This is a genomic window from Providencia sp. PROV201 (genome assembly GCF_028479545.1).
Lineage (GTDB): Bacteria > Pseudomonadota > Gammaproteobacteria > Enterobacterales > Enterobacteriaceae > Providencia > Providencia huaxiensis.
Map to the genome: position 1 here is coordinate 149895 of NZ_JAMPNW010000006.1, position 22470 is coordinate 172364.

Here is a 22470-nt window from a genome sequence, read left to right on the forward strand (position 1 = left end):
TGCTGAATTAGGTTAATCTTGGTTTTCGTAATTGAAAATAGGTAGACCAAGACGATAACGAATGGCTATTAGCCTTGCGCTTAAACCAACAACGAGTGTGATAATTACCACGATATCTTTAGGCAGAGGAGCTTGTAATAGGCCAATATAGATCCAAGCGGCAGCGAAAGAGACGCCAGCATAGACCTCTTTTTGGAAAACTAAAGGGATTGTATTACATAGCATGTCTCTTAACACACCGCCAAAAACGCCAGTAATTACTGCTGCAATGGCAGCGATGATTGGGCTGTAGTGCATATCGAGGGCAATTTGGGCACCAAGTATAGAAAACACAATTAGCCCGATAGCATCTAATATGAGGAACAATCGACGTAAATGTTTCATCATCGGAGCTATCCAAATTGTCACAATAGCAGCGCCCGCAACTGTCAGGATATACTCAGGGTGTTCCACCCAGCCTAAGGGGTAATGGCCAAGTAACATATCACGTACGGAACCACCGCCAATCGCTGTCGCAGACGCAATAATGATGACACCAAAGACATCCATTTTTCGCCTGCCAGCGGCAAGCGCACCCGTCATGGCTTCTGCGGTGATACCAATAATATAAAGTACACTTAATAACATGGTAGTTTTGTTCAGGACTAAGGTTGTTGCTAAAGGGTAATATTACTTGTGAAACTTCTCGACTGAGATTTTCTAGTGTTGATTAAACTAGATTAGTTAAAGTAATCCGATAGCGATATTAAATGATGTCAAAGGATAACAGATTGAATAATAAATTGCCCTATAAAGAAACACGTTTAACGTACGATGAGCGAAGCCATCAACTAACGAACATTAATGTCTGGACACCAGATAGCCAGTGGCTAGCGTACGATATAAGGCCAAATGGTAGTTCTTTTACAGGTTTATCTATAGAAAAAATTCATGTAAAAACACAACAGGTCGTTGAGGTTTACCGTGCAAGTCATGGGGCTCACGTTGGGGTGGTAACTGTAAGTCCTCAACCGCCAATTCAATATGCGTTTATACATGGCCCTGAGTACCCAGATGATCAGTGGCAATATGATTTTCACCACCGAAGAGGGGTGTATGTTAAAGACGAACAATTAAACGTCGTTCACCCCATTGATGCTATGTGTATTACTCCGCCTTATTTAGTGGGGGCGTTACGTGGGGGCACTCATGTTCATGTTTTTAGTCCAGACGGAAAGTGGCTGAGTTTTACATATAACGACCATGTAATGCATGAATTAGATGTGCAATTAGACCAACGGAATGTTGCGATTGCTGTACCTATCGGGCCTGTCAATGTAAATCCCAAAAAACATAACCGAGAATACAATGGCGACTATTTTTGTTGTGTTGTGACCCAGACTACACCGCAGCCTAAACCTTGCAGCGATGAAATTAGCCGTGCATACGAAGAGGGCTGGGTAGGTCAAAAAGGCTATCAAAAACAGAGTGGGGAGTGGCAGGAAAGAGCACTGGTATTTATTGGCGATACTCATTCTACAAATGGAGAAATTATCCCTGAGATCTACATTGTTGATTTGCCTTCACAGCTTGAGGATTACATGATTGCAGGGGAATTTCCCATCCAAGGAACAGAATCGAGCATGCCTTCTCCTCCAATGGGGATACAGCAAAGGCGTTTAACTTACACACAGGATAAAAAATTTCCTGGTTTAGCAAAACAACCACGACATTGGCTTAGAACTTCGCCAGATGGTAAATCGATCGCTTGTTTGATGAATGATGATGACGGCAACGCTCAGTTATGGTTAGTTGATACGCTAACTGGAATGCAAAGGCAAATAACGCATGGCTCTTCACCGCTTCAGTCTGCCTTTAACTGGGATAGTAAAGGTGAGCATATCTGCTTTATTCGTGACAATAGCGTTATGTATTGTCATGTTGTGACTGGGGTTATGCAAAAATTAACAGAATGGACTGAGCCTGCTCCTGTTGCTGATGCCATTGTATTTTCACCTAATGATGAATTGATCGCATTCATGCGTGATATTGATGGATTTAGGCAGATTTATACAGTAGAAACGGGTTTAAAGCGGTAAATAAAATAATTAGGTTTCTATAATTATGGATAAAAAAGTTCGGATTAACTTTTTTATTCGTAATTATTTTTATTACACTCTAATTAAAATTCTAATCATTTAATTGTTAATTATTCGCATGTCGAGTATGGCGATGTTTACAAATAGAATATTTAAGTTAAGAAAGGCTATTGTCATAAAAAATTAATAATTAAAGTAATATTACATAAATGATTTGCCAGATCTTAGTTAGGTTAAAAATAATGTATTAATAAATACATTTAGTACACAATGACATTTTAATTATAAACGTTTGATTGATCCTAAATTACTTTTTCGTTTTATCTTTCTTTTCAAGTTCTTCTATACGTTTTTTGGGTGAATCAGCTTTATCATCATTACCCGATTTAGCGTAATCTAAAGGAATTAAAAGAGTATCCATAACAACAGAAAAAGGTAAATCAATAGCAAGTAAAGGTTTAACGACCCAACCAGTTTCATCATCTTTTATCATTTTAATACTATTTTTAGAACCAGGGTAATAACCTTCTGATGGGCCCGCATGGGTCATAATACTCGAGCAACCACTCAAAATAAGAGGTGCGATAAGGAAACAGAATCGTATTGAAATTAAACTCGGCATAGACGTTGTTAACCTGTATTTAGTTTGTTATTCCTAATATTGACTTATAATAACGAAAAACAAGAAATTCACAATAATGGCGTCATATTATTATTTTATTTAACCGTATGTATTTTTTTAGTTAATAGTTTCCTTGTAGCTATTAACTAAAAATGTTTACCTTCAGTATCTATTCGATGAATGGTAAATAACGTTAAGAAATAAAGACATACTATTTTATATTTGTTATCAGTTTGAAAATTCTAAAAAAATAGGTCACTTATTCATTCTGAACTGTGCTCTATGGCACATATTACCCTCAGGCTATTTGGCATAATCGATTCAGTAGTCTGTTTTATCGCCTATTTGGGTGTGTTTAATGGGTAACTTGTCGTCAAAAGGATGCGGTCTATGAGTGAATTAGCTCTTACTGTAAGTTTGTTGGCGTTAGCTGCTGCTTTAGGATTATGGATTGGTAATTGGAAGATCCGTAGTGTTGGGCTGGGTATTGGTGGTGTCCTATTTGGGGGGATCATCGTTGGGCATTTTGCCCAAAGTTACGGCTTACAACTGAATAAAGACATGCTGCATTTTATTCAAGAGTTTGGCTTGATACTGTTTGTATACACGATTGGTATTCAGGTCGGGCCTGGTTTTTTCTCTTCTTTACGTGTTTCTGGCCTGAAACTAAATGGTTTTGCGCTGATGGTGGTTGTCTTAGGTGCGGTGGTAACGGCAATTATATATAAAGTTGCGAATATCCCATTACCTATTATTTTAGGTATTTTTTCAGGTGCAGTCACGAATACCCCATCTTTAGGTGCTGGTCAGCAAATTTTATCTGATTTAGGCTCTGATCCTAACCTTGTTGACCAGATGGGAATGGGTTATGCCATGGCATATCCTATGGGGATTTGTGGCATATTATTAGTAATGTGGTTAGTACGCATTATTTTTAGGATCTCAGTAGATAAAGAAGCTTCCGCATTTAATAGTTCTAATTTTCAACAGCGCGATTCTCTGCAGACCATGAATATTGCCATTCGTAACGCTAATCTTGATGGCTTAATGATGCAAGACATCCCACTACTTGGTAGTGAAGCGATTGTTTGTTCAAGATTAAAACGTGGAGATATGCTTGTTGTCCCTCAGCCCACAACAGAGATCCATTTAGGGGATCTATTGCACGTTGTTGGTTTGAAAGACGATTTAAATAAAGTTCGCTTAATATTAGGTGAGGAAGTTGATGCATCCCTTTCGACATCAAGCTCTATTTTGCATTCCGTTCGTGTAGTAGTAACGAATGATGCCGTATTAAGTAAAAGGCTTAAAGACTTAAATTTAAAACAAAAATATGACGTTGTTGTTACACGATTAAACCGTACGGGTATTGATTTAGTGGCTAATAACAATTCAGTTTTACAATTTGGCGATATTTTAAATATTGTTGGGCGTCCTGAGTCAATTGAAGCTGTCACCGCTTTGTTAGGCAATGCGAAACAAAAACTACAGCAAGTTCAAATGTTACCTGTGTTCCTTGGAATAGGGCTTGGGGTTGTACTGGGGTCAATACCTGTTTTTGTTCCAGGTTTTCCTGCAGCGCTAAAACTTGGATTAGCGGGAGGCCCACTAGTTGTTGCATTAATTCTAGGTCGTATAGGGACTATCGGGCGTTTATATTGGTTCATGCCTCCGAGTGCAAATTTGGCGTTGAGAGAGTTGGGGATTGTCATGTTCCTCGCTGTGGTTGGGCTCAATTCTGGTGGTGGCTTCATTGATACTTTAATTAAAGGCGATGGGCTGACGTGGATTGGCTATGGGTTATTGATCACGTTTGTGCCGCTATTTATTACAGGTGTTGTAGCTCGAATTTTTGGCAAAATGAACTATCTGAGCCTTTGCGGGGTGCTAGCAGGTTCCATGACGGACCCTCCTGCATTAGCATTTGCAAATAATATTCATGCGACCAGCGGTGCTCCCGCATTATCTTATGCAACAGTTTATCCATTAGCGATGTTTTTAAGGATTATTTCTCCTCAATTACTCGCCATTTTATTTTGGGCCGTTTAGTTAAATGTGATAATCCACTTGATGAAGAACTAACACTGTTTAAGGCTTGTTTTTCAATTGGATAGGTGAGTATTCATGATGGATATAGAAGAAGGCCATTAAAAAGTATCACGATATATAGGGGCAAAAAGTGCTTTTGTTCAAGCAATAACCAAATAGAAAAGATGTTCTAATGGTTCTGAATGATATTCGTATTGAAAAATTAATTTGATTTCAATTACGGAGTTCTCGCTAATTTTTAGCCCTTTCTGCATGAAAGGGCTTTTTTTTACCTAAAAATTGCAATTAAAGGGCTTAAAAGCCCTTTGTTATTTTGCAACCTAACAGGTTACTTCTTGATAAGCTTTTTCTAGTTCTTCAGCTAATATCTTGATCCCCTGTTCAATTTTTTCTGGTTCAGGGACATAGTTCATGCGCATACATTGATGTGCATGTGGCCAATCTTGTTCGATACCGGGAAAGAAGTAGTGGCCAGGAACCATCAATACACCGCGTTTCTTTAAGCGTTGGTATAATTCTAAGCAATTAATTGGTAAGTCTTTAAACCATAACCAAAGGAAAATGGCACCTTCAGGCTTATGAATCAAACATTTATCTTCTGGAATATAGCGGCGAATAATTTCGATGGCTTCTTCCACACGTTGCTTATAAAAAGGGCCAATTATATTCTTAGATAATGAGATAAGATCATCTTTTTTGAGCATTTCTAAAGCAAGGGCGGGGCCTATGCCACCAGGCGCAAGGCTAATGATACCATTCATATTACTAACGGCTTCAATGATTTCTTCATTAGCGATGATAATGCCGCATCGAGTTCCAGGTAAACCAAGTTTAGATAAACTCATACAAAGAATGACATTTTCGTTCCAAAATGGCGTAGCTTCGCTGAAGATAATGCCAGGAAAAGGAACACCATAAGCATTATCTATTAATAATGGGATATTATGTTGTTTAGCTAATTGATCTAAATGCTCAACTTCTTCATCTGTAATGACATTACCGGTTGGGTTTGTTGGACGAGACACACAAATAACACCAATGTCATCAGTAACTTCTAATGTGTTGAAGTCCACCCGGTACTTAAATTGGCCATTAGGTAAAAATTCAATTTGTGGTTTGTTCGCGACGAATAAGTCATCGTCAAGCCCTGAGTCCGCGTAACCGACATATTCAGGGGCAAGAGGGAAGAGGACTTTACGGGTGATACCATCTTCAAAGCGACCGGCTAACAAGTTAAATAGATAGAAAAAAGCGCTCTGGCTGCCGTTAGATAGGGCAATATTTTTCGCGCTAATGTTCCAACCTAGTTTTGCTTTTAGCGTTGCTGCAAGCGCTTTCAACATGGCATCTTTACCTTGAGGACCATCATAATTACATAAAGTGTCCGTCAACTGGCCATTAGCACACATTTCAGCTAATAGATCTTGGAAATATTTATCCATTTCAGGGATATGAGCTGGATTTCCACCCCCTAACATAATGGAGCCAGGGGTTCTTATGCCTTCATTCAAATCTTTCATTAATAATGAAATACCTGAATTTTGAGCAAATTTATTACCAAATTTAGAAAATATCATCGCATTTATTCACATATATTTATTAGATTGTTAATGGAATTTAAAACATACTCTGCTACTTCTCAGAGTTCAACCACCCATTCACATCTTTTTTTAATGTAAAATATCGAAAATTTCTAATTTATCGAGTTAAAATATCGCAATGTTAATGCCTTGGTGGTTTATTTTTCTTTTTCCTTGGTAAGTTACGCCGATAAAAACTAATTTATTTAAATTGGCAACAATTCACTAAATGGTCATTAATCATGCCAGTTGCCTGCATAAAGGCATAACAAGTGATCGAACCGACAAATTTAAACCCACGTTTTTTGAGTGCCTTGGAAAGAAGCTTAGAAGTTTCAGTTTCCGCAGGGACTTGTGATGGTTTTTCCCAACCATTGACAATGGGTTGACCATTTACAAATTGCCAAATAAAAGTGGAAAAATCTTCACCATTGTCTTTCATCGCTAAATAGGCTTTTGCATTCGCGATAATCGCATTAATTTTTAGTCTGTTACGGATAATTCGAGTATCTTGCATAAGTCGTTCAACATCATTATCACTCATTAATGCGATTTTTGTAGGATCGAAATGATGAAATAAGTCACGATATCCTTGGCGTTTTTTTAAAATGGTGTACCAAGAGAGCCCGGCTTGTTGGCCTTCAAGGCAAAGCATTTCAAATAATGCTAAGTTGCCATAAGTGGGTTTACCCCATTCATGGTCGTGATAAGCGATATATTCAGGATCTTGATTAACCCAATGGCAGCGTGTCAGGGAAGTATCCATTTTTCATCCTTTTTACAGTTTCGATAACCTTGTTTCAAAAAACAAATTATTTATACTGTATAAATAACCAGTTTAAAAGGGGTGAAAGTATTTTTTTTTATTTTTAGAATAAATACAGACGTATTCAATGCTGTATATCTTGCGGTCAAAGGGTATACTGGCGTACTTTCATTAAATTTTACGTATCGCGTGCGGATCTAACATGCAAAAGTTTGATACCAAGACCTTCCAAGGTCTAATCCTGACATTACAGGGCTACTGGGCGCGTCAAGGCTGTACCATTGTTCAACCATTGGACATGGAAGTCGGCGCCGGAACTTCTCACCCAATGACGTGTTTGCGTGCATTAGGCCCTGAGCCTATTGCTGCGGCTTATGTTCAACCATCTCGTCGACCTACTGATGGTCGCTATGGTGAAAACCCAAACCGTCTACAACACTATTATCAGTTTCAGGTGATCATCAAACCATCACCCGATAACATCCAAGAATTATACCTTGGTTCTTTAAAAGAATTAGGTGTTGACCCAACCGTTCACGACATTCGTTTTGTTGAAGATAACTGGGAAAACCCAACACTTGGTGCTTGGGGACTAGGTTGGGAAGTATGGCTTAACGGGATGGAAGTGACTCAGTTTACTTACTTCCAGCAGGTCGGTGGTCTTGAGTGTAAACCGGTAACGGGTGAAATTACATACGGCCTAGAACGCTTAGCCATGTATATTCAAGGCGTGGACAGCGTGTATGACCTTGTCTGGTGTGATGGTCCATTGGGTAAAACCACCTATGGTGATATTTATCATCAAAACGAAGTTGAGCAATCAACCTATAACTTCGAATACGCAAATGTTGATTTTCTGTTCAAATGTTTTGACGAGTATGAAAAAGAAGCTCAACACTTGCTGGCTTTGGAAACGCCACTTCCACTACCTGCATACGAACGTATCTTGAAAGCGGCTCACACTTTCAACCTACTAGATGCACGTAAAGCCATTTCTGTTACTGAACGCCAACGCTATATTTTACGTATTCGTACCCTAACTAAAGGGGTTGCAGAAGCGTACTATGCTTCTCGTGAAGCGCTTGGATTCCCTATGTGTCATAAGAACTAAGAGGCTGTCATGACTCAACAGACTTTCCTTGTGGAAATCGGCACCGAAGAGTTACCGCCGAAGGCTCTTCGTTCATTAGCTGAATCATTTGCTGCAAATTTTACGGCTGAACTTGATGGTGCTGATATCGCTCATGGTGCAGTAACGTGGTTTGCTGCCCCTCGTCGTCTAGCACTTAAAGTCGCTGATTTAGCGGCTTCACAGCCAGACCGTGAAGTTGAAAAACGCGGCCCTGCTATCTCTCAGGCGTTTGGTTCAGATGGCCAACCGACTAAAGCCGCTGAAGGCTGGGCTCGTGGTTGTGGTATTACCGTTGATCAAGCTGAGCGTTTGACGACCGATAAAGGCGAATGGCTACTGTATCGTGCTCAAGTAAAAGGGCAGGCTGTCAGCGAATTATTGGTTGATATGACTAGCCGCGCGCTCGCAAAACTACCCATTCCTAAATTAATGCGCTGGGCTGATAAAGACACTCAATTCGTTCGTCCTGTTCATACCGTCACATTACTACTAGGTAGCGATGTTATTGATGGTGAAATCTTAGGTATCAAGAGCGGGCGCACGATTCGTGGTCACCGTTTCATGGGTGAAGCTGAGTTTACCATTGATAATGCTGAACAATATCCAGCCATTTTACGTGAACGCGGTAAAGTCATGGCGGATTACGAAGAACGTAAAGCGGTGATTAAAGCGGATGCAGAAAAAGCAGCTAAGGCTCTTGGTGGCCAAGCTGACTTAACGGATAGCTTGCTTGAAGAAGTGACGTCATTGGTTGAATGGCCAGTCGTTTTAACAGCTAAATTTGAAGAGAAATTCTTAGAGGTTCCTTCAGAAGCGCTCGTTTACACCATGAAAGGGGACCAAAAATATTTCCCAGTTTATGATAAGGCTGGCAAGCTAATGCCTAACTTTATCTTTGTGGCCAATATTGAGTCTTCTGATCCTCAGCAAATCATTTCAGGTAACGAAAAAGTCGTACGTCCACGTTTAGCGGATGCCGAATTTTTCTTTAAGACTGACCGTAAACAACGTTTGGAAGATAACTTACCACGCTTAGAAACTGTATTGTTCCAGAAACAATTAGGCACATTGCGTGATAAAACAGACCGTTTAGAAGCATTAGCTGGCTGGGTTGCGAGCAAAATTGGTGCGGATGTAAATCATGCAACACGAGCTGGTCTATTAGCAAAATGTGACTTAATGACTAACATGGTGTTTGAGTTCACAGACACTCAAGGTGTTATGGGAATGCACTACGCACGCCATGATGGTGAGTCAGAAGATGTTGCATTAGCTTTAAAAGAGCAGTACCAACCGCGTTTTTCAGGGGATGCACTTCCATCGACTGACGTTTCAGCTGCATTAGCACTGGCTGAAAAAATGGATACGCTTGCGGGGATTTTTGGTATCGGCCAACATCCTAAAGGCGATAAAGACCCATTTGCTCTGCGCCGTGCTGCGTTAGGTGTCTTACGCATTATTGTTGAGAAAGGCTATCAGCTTGATCTCGTTGAGATGACAGAAGAAGCGGCTCGCTTATACGGTGATAAATTAACCAATGAAAATGTGGTTAGTGACGTTGTTGAGTTCATGCTTGGTCGTTTCCGTTCTTGGTATCAAGAATTAGGCTATAGTATCGATACCATTCAAGCGGTATTAGCTCGTCACCCAACACAACCTGCTGACTTTGATGCGCGAGTGAAAGCAGTTACTCACTTCCGTTCATTAGACGAAGCACAGGCACTTGCAGCGGCAAATAAACGTGTTTCCAATATTCTGAGCAAATCAGAAGAAAAACTTGCGGACAACGTTTTAGCCTCTGTTCTAAAAATGCCTGAAGAAGTCAAACTGGCGACTCACGTTGTGGTATTACAAGATAAGCTTGCGCCAATGTTTGCAGAAAGGAATTATCAAGAGGCTTTAGTTGAATTAGCTTCTTTACGCGATATCGTGGATGAATTCTTTGCAAATGTGATGGTAATGGATGAAGACCAAGCGGTTCGTATTAATCGTTTGACACTATTAAGCCAGTTACGTGAGTTATTCTTAAGAGTAGCGGATATTTCTTTACTGCAATAGGCTTAAAATTGAGTTATTAGCGTGTTGTTAATGCTATTTTTATAAACTCTAACCTGTTTGATAAATAAGCACTAAAATATTTTAGTGCTTATTTTTTGCTTTAAATAAAGCGACTTGCATATAAACCTTACCATTTTGGTGGTTTTATCGGCAAACGAACAGAATTGGCGAAAAATGGGTTGACGACCTCCGTTCTTGGCAGTATTATTCACACCGTTTTCGGCGAGTAGCGCAGCTTGGTAGCGCAACTGGTTTGGGACCAGTGGGTCGGAGGTTCGAATCCTCTCTCGCCGACCAAATTCTAAAACCCACCTCATTGAGGTGGGTTTTTTCGTTTTTACTCCTTCCTATTTTTCACCCCAACTATTTCAGACTAACTTGGCTTGCACTCAATAACCTATCTCTGTTGATATATAAGCTGACTCACTCATGTTGTTTTAGGTAAAAACGCTTTTTCATTACAAGGACTCGTTAATGAAAGTTGATAACGTTTTATCGATACATCTTTGCTGCTTCTTATTCAGTTTTTGTACCATTATTGGCTTTAAAGCTTATAGCACGCCTATAGCGCCTCCAAATGGTATTACCCAAGTCCCCTCTACTTGTATCATGATGAATCAAGTACATTTCATTGGGCTTGAGCAAGTAAAGGAAATCGCTCGTAGCCAAGTGAATAGATGGCGGCAAAAGATAGAAGGCCAGTGCATTGATGAACAAGGCTTGCTTAAATATGCGGATGACATTACGGCAGAGCTAGTTCATGCAGGCTATTTAACCTCTTACTTGTATTACCCAGAGCAAACTTTTCTATTTGGTATCCTGCAAGCAAAAATAATAGCAGGAACAGTTTCTTCAGTGATTTATCAACATGAGCAGGCAGAAGATAAATCACTTCAACATATATTTCCTTTTCAGCTAGGGGATGCGCTTAATCTGCGACAAGTTGAGCAAGATTTGTACAACTTACAAAATGCATCTTTAATCCCTTTTCAAGTCAAATTAATTGCAGATGATAAGCATGAAAACGCCACTCAAATTATAGTGCTAGGCCAGCATCGGCGCGAATTTCAAGGTACTCTCTCCTTTGAGTCACACTCAATGGCCCATCAGGTAGGCAATACAAATACAGTTGGCCATACTTTTATGGTTGCTAATCCTTTGTTATTAAATGATTTTTTATATTCAAATATTAGCCGTCAATTTAGTAACACCGAAGAAACCGAAGTCAAATCAGCCATGCTGTTTTATTCTCTTCCTTATCAATACTGGTTGTTTTCAATATTGAGTGGATACCAGAAAAATAAAACGGTCATTGCCAGCAATGATGTTGTTCTACCACTGAAGCAGCATAACAGTTTCTTATTATTACAAGCCGAGTATTTATTAAAGCGAACAGAAAACGCGATGACTTCATTAAGCCTAGGGTCTGAAAGCCAAAGGAGCGACACGTTTTTGTCCAACCTACACTTACAAACACAACAACGTTTGGCTCATTACATTATTGGTGAGCTGACTCATCAGGTTAACTTCTTACAGGGTAGCGCTTTAATTGCATTAAAGTATAAACAAGGAACTAGCTGGTTTGGTGCAAATGCACAGCAAGTTACAGGTTTAAATAAGCCACAGGTTTTACAAGTTTCGGCTTCTGCAATGAGGGTGGCCTCTCCTTTTCAATATGAAAGCCAACTTGATGTGCAACTAAGTCGTGATAAGTTAGATGTTTTATTAGAGCAAGAGTCATTTATTGGTTTTGGAGGCGTTAGCGGTTTTATTGGAGGAGCCGAGTCCTTTGATATGGGAGATAATAGTTTAAAGCTACAAAGTGAGGTCCTCTGGCAGAGCCCATGGTCATATATGGCTTTATATACCTCGTTAGGTTTAGGAACAACATCAAATGATAGGGGGACCTTTTGGAAAGAAAATCTATTGCTGGGTGGTAGAGTCGGAGCTAAAGGCCAAATAGGGCGTTTGTCATATCATTTATTTACGGAGACTCCAATTTGGCAAACTGATCAGCTGTTGGTGAATTCAATGAGTACGGGTCTTCAGGTAAGGTTTCATTATTAGTTAAATCATAGGGTTAAGATAGACAATTGCATCATTGAGGAATGACCGAATTAATACTAGGTAATTGTAGCTTTTATCGTTGGTATTAAAGCATATTCTGTATTTGGGCAAATAGAATACAAACCCTTATCAGTGTTATTTTATTCTTTAAGTTATCAGTTGGTTAAAATTTTGTTTAGCATAGTCAGCTGAATGTTTTTTATTTGCTTATAAAACAAACTAAATTATTACATACTAAAATAATTTCCATATCAATTCTCTTTAGTGTTTTATTTCGCACTACACCAACAAAAGCACTATATTCGTTCGGTAATTCAGCACTTAATCACAAATATAAAAATAAATAACCTCAACATAAAAACCTATTCACTACTGATTATATGGTTATAACACCTGCATCTTGTCCTCTACTGTGAAATTTTAAGCTAAATTGCAGTGCTAATTGTTTCTGATATGTTACATAGATTGTGGGTGAGTCATAAATGCGGCTATTGACGAAGTGAGTAACAGTTGATTAATTGCACAATGAATAACAAAAAATACAGATACTACATCTGTCGCTTTTATGACGGATTTAGGCATCAAGCAAAACAACATGAACACCATAGGAGCATACAGATGCGCTCTATTAAAAAGACAGGTCTACTGACTGTAGGGCTTACATTGGCAGCATTAGCAGTATCAGCATCAGTACAGGCAAAAACGTTAGTTTATTGTTCAGAAGGCTCCCCTGAGGGCTTTAACCCACAGTTGTTCACGTCAGGAACAACCTATGATGCAAGTTCAATTCCACTGTATAACCGCTTAGTGGAATTCAAATTAGGAACGACGGAAATCGAACCGGGCCTAGCGGAAAGCTGGGAAGTGAGTGATGATGGTAAAGAATATACTTTCCATCTACGTAAAGGTGTCAAATGGCACTCGAATAAAGAATTTAAGCCAAGCCGTGATTTGAATGCGGACGATGTAATCTATACATTTATGCGTCAAAAAGATGCAAATCACCCATACCATAAAGTTTCAGGTGGCAGCTATGAATACTTTATGGGAATGGATATGGATAAAATTATCGATAAAGTTGAAAAAGTCGATGATAACACAGTAAAAATTACGTTAACTCGTCCTGAATCTCCATTCTTAGCGGATATGGCAATGGATTTCGCATCCATTCTTTCTGCTGAATATGCAGACCAGATGTTGAAAGCGGGTACGCCAGAAAAAGTAGACTTAAACCCAATTGGAACAGGCCCATTTGTTCTGCAACAGTATCAGAAAGACTCCCGTATTCTTTATAAAGCCAACGACCAATATTGGGGCACAAAACCTAAACTTGACCGTTTAGTCTTCTCTATCACGCCAGATGCTTCCGTTCGTTATGCAAAACTGCAGAAAAATGAATGCCAAGTCATGCCATATCCAAATCCGGCTGATTTAGAGCGTATGAAGCAAGATAAAGACATTACGTTAATGGAGCAACCAGGCCTAAACGTCGGTTACCTCTCTTATAATGTCGAGAAAAAACCGTTAGATAATCAAAAAGTTCGCCAAGCGCTGTCTATGGCGGTGAACAAAGATGCAATTATTGAAGCGGTTTATCAAGGTGCAGGCCAAAAAGCGAAAAACCTGATCCCACCGACAATGTGGGGCTATAACGACGCTGTAAACGACTACGAATATAACCCTGAAAAAGCAAAAGCCCTATTAGCAGAAGCAGGTTTCCCGAATGGCTTTGAAATTGACTTGTGGGCGATGCCTGTTCAACGACCGTATAACCCAAATGCACGCCGTATGGCTGAAATGATCCAAGCAGACTGGGCTAAAGTTGGCGTTAAATCAAAGGTTGTCAGCTATGAGTGGGGCGAATACCTCAAACGTGCGAAAGATGGCGAGCCACAAACGGTAATGATGGGTTGGACGGGTGACAATGGGGACCCTGATAACTTCTTTGCAACCTTATTTAGCTGTGCAGCAAAAGAGCAAGGTTCTAACTACTCAAAATGGTGTAATGAAAGCTTTGAGAACTTGATCCAACCAGCACGGCAAACAGCAGATCACGACAAACGAGTTGAACTGTACAAGCAAGCGCAAGTTGTGATGAATGAACAGGCACCAGCCCTCATCATTGCACACTCCACGGTGTTTGAGCCGGTACGTAAAGAAGTCAAAGGCTATGTGGTTGACCCACTAGGCAAACACCACTTCGAAAACGTCGATATTGAGAAGTAATCGTATCTAATCTGTCTATGCCCTTCGTTGCTGGTTTAGAGCGGAGGGCGTTTTCTTCTCTAGAAGAAGCGGAAAAGTTAAGTTGTTTGTGAGCACCCGGAAAAGCGATTTTCTGAGTAGCCAAACGGACTAAGAGCCGTCAACGGCATTATTAAAGAGATTCAGGATATGTTGCAATTTATCCTCCGACGATTGGGGCTTGTGATCCCCACGTTTATCGGTATTACATTATTAACCTTTGCTTTTGTCCACATGATCCCGGGTGACCCGGTGATGATCATGGCAGGTGAAAGGGGATTATCCCCTGAAAGGCATGCTTATTTAATGGCTGAACTAGGGCTTGATCAGCCACTTTGGAAGCAATATCTCCATTACATCAATGGGATATTTCATGGTGATTTAGGGATTTCCCTAAAAAGCCGTATTGGTGTGTGGGAAGAGTTTTTACCTCGTTTTTTAGCGACCGTCGAACTGGCCACTTGCGCCATGATTTTTGCGGTTTCTGTTGGGATCCCTGTTGGGGTTTTAGCGGCAGTAAAACGTGGGTCAATTTTTGACCATACTGCAATCGGCCTTTCTTTAACGGGTTACTCAATGCCTATCTTCTGGTGGGGGATCATGCTCATCATGCTAGTGTCGGTGCAGTTAGACCTCACTCCAGTAGCCGGCCGAGTCAGTGACACCGTTTTTCTTGATGACTCCCAGCCTCTGACCGGTTTTATGCTAATTGATACCCTAATTTGGGGGGAGGATGGTGACTTTATTGATGCAGTAGAGCACTTAATATTGCCTTCTATTGTTTTAGGTACGATCCCATTAGCCGTTATTGTGCGCATGACTCGCTCGTCAATGTTGGAAGTATTGGGAGAAGACTATATTCGGACTGCTCGTGCCAAAGGTCTTGGCCGCGCGCGCGTCATTTTAATTCACGCATTACGCAACGCATTATTACCAGTGGTCACGGTAATTGGCTTACAGGTTGGGGTGATGCTAGCAGGGGCTATTTTAACAGAAACTATTTTCTCATGGCCTGGGTTAGGACGCTGGTTAATCGAAGGACTACAGCGCCGTGACTACCCTGTAGTACAAGGGGGCGTCCTGCTGGTTGCTACACTGATCATCCTCGTAAACTTAGTGGTCGACGTGCTGTATGGCATTGTAAACCCACGTATTCGCCATAAGAAATAAGGAGCGCTAAATGTCTCAATCTACTGAGCCAACTGTTGTCAGCGCCCCGCAGCCGATGACACCATTACAAGAATTTTGGCACTATTTTAAACGTAACAAAGGGGCCGTTGTCGGGATGTTCTACATTATCCTGATGGTGCTGATTGCGATTTTTGCGGGAGTATTAGCTCCGCATGCCCCAGATGAACAATTTCGTGATTTTTTACTTGTTCCACCTGTTTGGCAGGACGGGGGAAGTTGGCAATTTATTTTAGGTACTGATGATATTGGGCGTGATTTACTCTCTCGCTTAATGTATGGCGCTCGTTTATCGCTGTTAGTTGGCTGCTTGGTGGTCGTATTATCACTAATTGCGGGTGTTACCATCGGAGTAATCGCAGGTTATTTTGGCGGTGTCGTTGACGCATTAATTATGCGAGTTGTTGACATCATGCTGGCATTACCAAGCCTATTATTAGCATTGGTGCTGGTGGCCATTTTCGGCCCGTCCATTGTTAACGCTTCTATTGCTTTGACGTTTGTTGCCTTGCCACATTATATCAGGCTGACGCGTGCGGCAGTACTGGTGGAAGTCAACCGTGATTATGTCACTGCCTCCCGAGTTGCGGGTGCAGGAGCGGCTCGTCAAATGTTTGTCAATATTTTGCCTAACTGTTTGGCACCTTTGATTGTACAGGCCTCTTTAGGTTTTTCGAATGCCATTTTAGATATGGCTGCTTTGGGTTTCCTCGGAATGGGCGCACAGCCACCGACTCCTGAATGGGGAACGATGCTGTCTGATGTGTTGCAATTTGCACAAAGCGCATGGTGGGTAGTGACTTTTCCTGGATTAGCAATTTTATTGACGGTGCTTGCGTTCAACCTGATGGGTGATGGGTTACGTGATGCATTTGATCCAAAACTCAAGCAGTGATGAGGTAACCAAATGGCATTGTTAAATGTAGAACAACTTTCGGTACATTTCGGAGACGAAAAAGCACCGTTTCGCGCCGTTGACCGCATCAGCTATAGCGTTGATAAAGGCCAGGTCGTTGGTATTGTTGGTGAGTCGGGTTCAGGTAAATCGGTGAGTTCACTCGCGATTATGGGGTTGATCGATTACCCCGGGAAAGTAATGGCAGATTCATTAAAATTTGATGGACGTGATTTGCTGTCGATCCCTGAAAAAGAACGCAGGCAGATTGTTGGTGCCGATGTTGCGATGATTTTCCAAGATCCGATGACCAGTTTAAACCCTTGTTTTACCGTGGGGTATCAGATCATTGAAGCATTGAAAGTGCATCAAGGCGGGAGCAAAAGTACACGCAAACAGCGGGCTATCGACCTGTTAGATATGGTGGGGATCCCTGACCCACAATCACGTTTAGATGTGTATCCTCACCAGTTGTCAGGAGGAATGAGCCAGCGTGTGATGATTGCTATGGCGATCGCATGTCGACCTAAATTATTGATTGCAGATGAGCCGACAACAGCGCTAGATGTCACTATTCAGGCCCAAATCATTGAATTGTTGTTGGAATTGCAGCAACAAGAAAATATGGCATTAGTGCTTATCACTCATGACCTCGCTTTAGTGGCAGAAGCTGCACATCATATTATTGTGATGTATGCGGGGCAGGTGGTTGAGTCCGCCAAAGCAAGTGATATTTTTAAACATCCACGCCATCCTTATACACAAGCACTATTACGTGCCTTGCCGGAATTTGCGACGAATAAGTCCCGTTTAGCCTCGCTTCCTGGTGTGGTACCGGGAAAATACGATAGGCCAGTGGGCTGTTTATTAAACCCACGTTGTCCGTATGCAACGGAGATATGCCGTCAAGAAGAGCCAATGTTACAAACCGTTGGTGATCGCCAAGTCAAATGCCATATGCCGCTGGATGATATGGGGAGGCCAACACTATGAGTGACAAACAACACACTCCATTGCTCAAAGCGGTGGATTTGAAAAAATATTATTCTGTCAAAAGAGGGGTTTTTGCTGCCGAGAAAACCTTAAAAGCATTGGATGGGGTCTCTTTTGAACTAGAAAGAGGTAAAACACTGGCAGTGGTTGGGGAGTCCGGTTGTGGTAAATCGACATTGGGTCGTTTATTAACCATGATTGAGCAACCTTCTGAAGGCGAGTTGTATTATCAAGACCAAGACTTGTTAGTAAAAGATAAGTCTGCGGAGAAATTGCGTCGCCAAAAAATCCAAATTGTGTTTCAAAACCCTTATGGCTCGCTGAACCCACGTAAAAAGGTGGGGCAAATTTTGGAAGAGCCGCTATTGATTAATACTTCGTTATCGAAAGAGCAACGCAAAGAAAAAGTATTATCCATGATGGCTAAAGTGGGTTTGAAAACAGAGCACTATAGCCGATACCCCCATATGTTTTCTGGTGGCCAACGTCAACGTATCGCGATAGCTCGTGGTTTAATGCTTGACCCTGATATCGTGGTTGCAGATGAACCCGTTTCCGCACTGGATGTGTCTGTTCGTGCTCAAGTATTAAATCTGATGATGGATTTACAGCAAGATTTAGGTTTGTCTTATGTCTTTATTTCACACGATTTATCGGTGGTAGAGCATATCGCTGATGAAGTCATGGTGATGTATTTAGGCCGCTGTGTGGAGAAAGGGACAAAAGAGCAGATTTTTAATAACCCTCTTCACCCTTATACCCAAGCGTTATTATCCGCTACACCGAGATTGAACCCAGATGCTCGGCGCGAACGTATTAAGTTAACGGGAGAGTTGCCAAGCCCTTTGAACCCGCCGCCGGGGTGCGCATTTGCAGCGCGTTGTCGTAGAGCATTCGGTCAGTGTACGCAATTCCAGCCAACACTGAAGGAATATAACCAACAGTTGGTTGCGTGCTTTGCGGTTGATGAAAATGAAAAACAGACGATTGTTATGAGTTAATGTGTGAAACGGTAGAAAAGGCTGATTTTCTACCGTTTTTTATTCAAGTGTGCCTTTAAGCTATTTTAACGTGTTGTTTGTCCTAAATACCCAATCTTTCTTTTTAAGCTACTCTTTTGCAGATAAAATCAAGTATACTGGCTGACGTTTCCGTTTTCTTTAAAAAAGCTGCTTGATTAGAAAGGTTGTGGCCAAATGAATACCCGAGTCCAACGCTCACTAACATTAAAAAGTATGGTCGTATTCTTTATGATTACGTTGCTATCACTTGCGCTTTTTTTAGCTATTCAATTCAGCTATTTAGTTGACCAACGTAAGCAAGATTATTTAGACCAACTTAGTAACGCTGTAGTGCAAATTCAAGAACCATTAACTGATTCATTGTTAAGTTCTGACCTTAACGAAGTCAAACGGCTACTGATAAGCTTAAAAACATCAGGCATTATGGGAAATGCGATTATTACGGTTGATGGCACAACGGTAATGAATCTAAGCTTTGCAACGCCTAAGCCGATACCTGATTGGGTAACGCATTTTGTGGGGATACCTGTCGAAATGACCGTGCCGCTGTATGCATACGGCAATGTTGTGTTGCAAGCGAAGCCTCAAGGGTATTTAACATTACAGGTTGACCCTAACCGTGTTTATCGGTTCGCGCTAAACACACTCGCATTGATGACAACCACTTATTTGCTGTTGGTGCTCATTATTGCTATTGGAATGACGTGGTGTGTCAGCCGAATGATAATAAGGCCACTGCGTAAAATCGCAATTGAATTACAGACAAATTCTGAAGTTAATCAAATTACTGTGTCTGAATATCATCGTGACGATGAGCTCGGTTTACTTGCAAAAGGGTATAATCGTCAAAGAAAACAGCAAAAATCAGACTAAGCCATGAACATGAACTCAGCTTTATGGTCTAATATCGTTATAGTGGTGACAATGAAAAATGGAATAAAGCCAAACTATATCGTTTAACCCGATAAGTTCGCGTTTTTCGTTAATTTATCTGTCGTTATTCGCGGTTAAATATAAAGATATAAAACACATAGGGGTTTACATGCAGGGCTTGAAAGTTCGGTATATCATTGGTGTTGTATTATTCTCCGTCGCGCATTTAGCGGGGGCTGAGTCCTTACAACCCGATCCAGCATGGCAGCAAGGGAAGCTAGAAAATGGCTTTAGCTGGCAATTATTACAAACACCACAACGTCCAAATGACCGTATCCAGCTCAGGTTAGCAATTAAAACAGGCTCATTAACAGAAAAAGCGAGCGAGAAAGGATACAGTTACCTCATTCCTAAAATGGCGTTGTTTCATCAAACAGAAGCGTTTCCAACTGCAACATTACAAGAATTCTGGCGTCAGGCAGCAGACCCTGACATGCCAATTCCACCCGCTGTTGTTTCCTATGACTACACTATTTATAGCTTAAGTTTACCCAATAATCGCCCAGACCTAATCAAGCAAGCGCTAAGTTGGTTAGCAACTTCTGTTGCAGGTGCTGAGTATACAGAAACGACATTGCATAATGGTTTGACGGCACAAAATGTCCCAGTTGCAACACTGCCTTTAAATGCCAACGATCCCGTTTGGCGAGCGCGTTTAAAGGGATCAACAATGATGGGGTACGACCCAGGCCAAAAACCGAATGGTGCTGTGGCGCTTGAAAGTGTGAATTCTTTTTATCAAAAATGGTATACACCGGATGTCATGACATTGTATGTCGCGGGCCATGTGGATGCTCGAATGTTATCTGATTCAATTTCACAAAATTTCTCTTCATTAGAAGGTCGGCGCTCTGAACCGGTTTCTGTTGCCGTGTTATCGTCAGTAAAACCACAATCTATTGATATCTTGCAGGAACAACCTGCACAGGACACGCTTTCATTAATTTGGGATATTGATTGGCTACCCATTAAAGACTCAAATGTCTTACTGCGTTATTGGTCCAGTGACTTAGCGCGTGAAGCAGTTTATCGCTCCTTGCAAAAAGCGTTCAATCAAAAATTTAATCAAGGGGAAGTCGTTCCGGGGTTAGATTGTCGTGTGCAATATCAAAAAGCCAGTTGTACATTAACGGTCACGGCAGCGCCTGAAAAAATGGCAGCGGTGACAGACATTGTCGCGAGTGAGCTTGCATCGATTAACCAAAATGGTATTGCAGCTGAGTTATTTGACGACATGCTCAAAGAGAAACAGGTGCAGTTATCGCAGTTGTTTGCCGCTTATGCGCGTACGAGTACCGACGTTCTGATTAGCCAACGTTTGATTTCCCAACAAAATGGGGTCGTTGATATCGCTCCTGAACAGTATCAGCGGTTAAGGCAAGCCTTCTTGGCGTCACAGAGCCTTGAACACGTTAATATGGAAGCCCGCAGGTTATTATCTCAAGAAGCTGCTTTTGTATTAGCGCAGCCAAAAGATAAGCAATTGATGGATGCGGAACAAATTCGCCAGAAATTTACCAAAGTGCTATGGCCTCAGATTGCAGCGCCAGTATCAACAGAAGCTGCACCTGCTTCACCTGTAGAAGAAAAATCTACTGCACAATAAATATGAAAAGATAGTTATATGAAAAGATAGCCATTGAATATCCAGTGGTTATCTTTTCATTTCATGTTGTTGGCTTAATAGCGATTCAATAACGTGGATCAGCGTCTCTCGTGACTCTCTGTCATCAACAAACCCCGCCGCACTGATTTTTGCTTTTGGTGCGTAATAGGCTACAGAGCCCCAAAAACCTAAATGGGAATACAGGGTGATGCCATTGACAACATTTACCATGATGCCCAATCTATAATTTTCTGCGCCATCGTGAGAACCCATACTTAGCATAGTCTCTAGCGTATTTGGTGATGAAAAAATATTTCCCTCAAACAGCGCTTCTAGAAATATCGCCATTTGTTTCGAGGACATAACTAAACCACCACCGCCATAGGCATCCATGGAGGCATGAATATGTGTGCCATCCCATTTACCTAAATATTGACGAGCCCGTGGTGTCGCGATTTCCGGTGGTTGTTCTAATGACTCCCAATATGCGCTTTCAAGACCAATAGAGTCGAAATGCAAAAGCTCCCTAACAGCTAGGCCAAGAGATTGTCCCGTAATTCGTTCAATAATATTACCGAGCAAAATATAACCCGTATCTGAATAAATAAAGGATTTAGAAGGCGAAAACGTTGGAAATTGTTTACGCATGTACATTTCGACTTGCTCTGTTCGGCTCCAAACATAATTAGGCTGCTTAAGAACGGCTTTGAGGTAGTCACCATCAGCATGGTCTAGTAGGCCACTGCTGTGCTCCAGTAAATGGCGAATGGTGATAGTGTGAGTGTTATATTGGGTACTGAGTAGCGCATTATATTGTGGGTCAATATATTCAGATATTGCATCATAAATACTAAGTTTCCCCATTTCAGCAAGACGTAAAATTGCAGCCGCAGTAAATGTCTTTGTATTACTGGCAATTCGCAGCGGTGTATCAACAGTGAGGGGCATACCTTCAAGATCTGCTCCTCTAGCGCAGAAGGTTCCCACGCTATTTTGGGATTGATTATGGTAGTAAAGGACGACACCACAAGTTAAATTTTCGAGTTGTTGAATAGAGCTGGTCATAATAATCTCATTATTAAATGATTAAGATGAGGATACATGCCATCTTAATCATATTCATACGAACCAATGTACGCTTTAAATGCGCTGAAAGTAGTAATATGGCAGCCATACTATGGTAAGTGTTTTTTCTTTTTATATAAATTTGGTGCTATGTTTGTTCTCAATATAAGAA

Annotated in this window: 17 protein-coding genes and 1 tRNA gene; 13 read left to right on the forward strand and 5 right to left on the reverse strand. The window is 41.1% G+C overall.

What is annotated here, in order from left to right; all coding sequences use genetic code 11:
- Positions 1–12 precede the first annotated feature (12 nt).
- Positions 13–627: a trimeric intracellular cation channel family protein gene (locus PR809_RS07305; protein WP_206276539.1), complete on the reverse strand. Its 615-nt coding sequence runs from the start codon at positions 625–627 to the stop codon at positions 13–15.
- A 122-nt stretch (positions 628–749) separates the two neighbouring features.
- Between PR809_RS07305 and PR809_RS07310 the strand changes: the two genes are divergently transcribed.
- Positions 750–2078, forward strand: coding sequence for a DUF3748 domain-containing protein (locus tag PR809_RS07310; RefSeq protein ID WP_181490014.1), 1329 nt, complete (start codon positions 750–752; stop codon positions 2076–2078).
- Positions 2079–2385: 307 nt separating this feature from the next.
- Here PR809_RS07310 and PR809_RS07315 read toward each other — a convergent pair whose 3' ends face one another.
- Positions 2386–2700: a YceK/YidQ family lipoprotein gene (locus tag PR809_RS07315; RefSeq protein WP_102138857.1), complete on the reverse strand. Its 315-nt coding sequence runs from the start codon at positions 2698–2700 to the stop codon at positions 2386–2388.
- Positions 2701–3090: 390 nt separating this feature from the next.
- Here PR809_RS07315 and PR809_RS07320 point away from each other — a divergent pair, with 390 nt between their 5' ends.
- The gene (locus PR809_RS07320) at positions 3091–4749 is read left to right on the forward strand and encodes a putative transporter (protein WP_102138858.1); all 1659 of its coding nucleotides are present in this window, start codon (positions 3091–3093) and stop codon (positions 4747–4749) included.
- Positions 4750–5069: 320 nt separating this feature from the next.
- Here the strand turns inward: PR809_RS07320 and PR809_RS07325 are convergent, their stop codons facing one another.
- Both PR809_RS07325 and PR809_RS07330 read right to left on the reverse strand, forming a co-directional pair.
- Positions 5070–6326 (reverse strand): valine--pyruvate transaminase, encoded by a 1257-nt coding sequence (locus PR809_RS07325; protein WP_102138859.1) that lies wholly within the window; start codon positions 6324–6326, stop codon positions 5070–5072.
- A 205-nt stretch (positions 6327–6531) separates the two neighbouring features.
- On the reverse strand, positions 6532–7095 hold the full coding sequence (locus PR809_RS07330) for a DNA-3-methyladenine glycosylase I (RefSeq protein ID WP_206276275.1): 564 nt from the start codon (positions 7093–7095) through the stop codon (positions 6532–6534).
- A gap of 202 nt (positions 7096–7297) precedes the next feature.
- On the opposite strand from PR809_RS07330, the gene glyQ reads away from it, so the two are divergent.
- From glyQ to PR809_RS07385, 11 genes are all read left to right on the forward strand, one after another.
- Positions 7298–8206: a glycine--tRNA ligase subunit alpha gene (gene glyQ, locus PR809_RS07335; protein ID WP_166265937.1), complete on the forward strand. Its 909-nt coding sequence runs from the start codon at positions 7298–7300 to the stop codon at positions 8204–8206.
- 9 nt (positions 8207–8215) lie between these two features.
- Positions 8216–10285 carry a glycine--tRNA ligase subunit beta gene (gene glyS / locus PR809_RS07340; protein ID WP_206276276.1) on the forward strand — a complete coding sequence of 690 codons (2070 nt, stop codon included), beginning with the start codon at positions 8216–8218 and terminating at the stop codon, positions 10283–10285.
- 220 nt (positions 10286–10505) lie between these two features.
- Positions 10506–10582: transfer RNA gene (locus PR809_RS07345), tRNA-Pro, on the forward strand.
- 177 nt (positions 10583–10759) lie between these two features.
- Positions 10760–12352, forward strand: a complete 1593-nt coding sequence (locus tag PR809_RS07350; protein WP_206276277.1) for a ShlB/FhaC/HecB family hemolysin secretion/activation protein — start codon at positions 10760–10762, stop codon at positions 12350–12352.
- A gap of 618 nt (positions 12353–12970) precedes the next feature.
- Positions 12971–14578: a dipeptide ABC transporter periplasmic-binding protein DppA gene (gene dppA, locus PR809_RS07355; protein WP_102138864.1), complete on the forward strand. Its 1608-nt coding sequence runs from the start codon at positions 12971–12973 to the stop codon at positions 14576–14578.
- 168 nt (positions 14579–14746) lie between these two features.
- Positions 14747–15766, forward strand: a complete 1020-nt coding sequence (gene dppB, locus PR809_RS07360) for a dipeptide ABC transporter permease DppB (RefSeq protein ID WP_102138865.1) — start codon at positions 14747–14749, stop codon at positions 15764–15766.
- A gap of 10 nt (positions 15767–15776) precedes the next feature.
- Positions 15777–16679: a dipeptide ABC transporter permease DppC gene (dppC, locus tag PR809_RS07365; RefSeq protein WP_102138866.1), complete on the forward strand. Its 903-nt coding sequence runs from the start codon at positions 15777–15779 to the stop codon at positions 16677–16679.
- A gap of 12 nt (positions 16680–16691) precedes the next feature.
- Positions 16692–17672: a dipeptide ABC transporter ATP-binding protein gene (gene dppD, locus PR809_RS07370; RefSeq protein WP_102138867.1), complete on the forward strand. Its 981-nt coding sequence runs from the start codon at positions 16692–16694 to the stop codon at positions 17670–17672.
- Positions 17669–18673 carry a dipeptide ABC transporter ATP-binding subunit DppF gene (gene dppF / locus PR809_RS07375; protein ID WP_206276278.1) on the forward strand — a complete coding sequence of 335 codons (1005 nt, stop codon included), beginning with the start codon at positions 17669–17671 and terminating at the stop codon, positions 18671–18673. Before dppD ends, dppF begins: the two co-directional genes overlap by 4 nt.
- A 195-nt stretch (positions 18674–18868) precedes the next feature.
- Positions 18869–19567, forward strand: coding sequence for a HAMP domain-containing protein (locus PR809_RS07380; protein WP_102138869.1), 699 nt, complete (start codon positions 18869–18871; stop codon positions 19565–19567).
- Between the two features lie 169 nt (positions 19568–19736).
- Complete coding sequence (locus PR809_RS07385; protein ID WP_102138870.1) at positions 19737–21233, forward strand: insulinase family protein; 1497 nt, start codon at positions 19737–19739, stop codon at positions 21231–21233.
- Positions 21234–21281: 48 nt separating this feature from the next.
- Here the strand turns inward: PR809_RS07385 and PR809_RS07390 are convergent, their stop codons facing one another.
- Positions 21282–22298 carry a serine hydrolase domain-containing protein gene (locus PR809_RS07390; protein WP_206276279.1) on the reverse strand — a complete coding sequence of 339 codons (1017 nt, stop codon included), beginning with the start codon at positions 22296–22298 and terminating at the stop codon, positions 21282–21284.
- Positions 22299–22470: the final 172 nt, after the last annotated feature.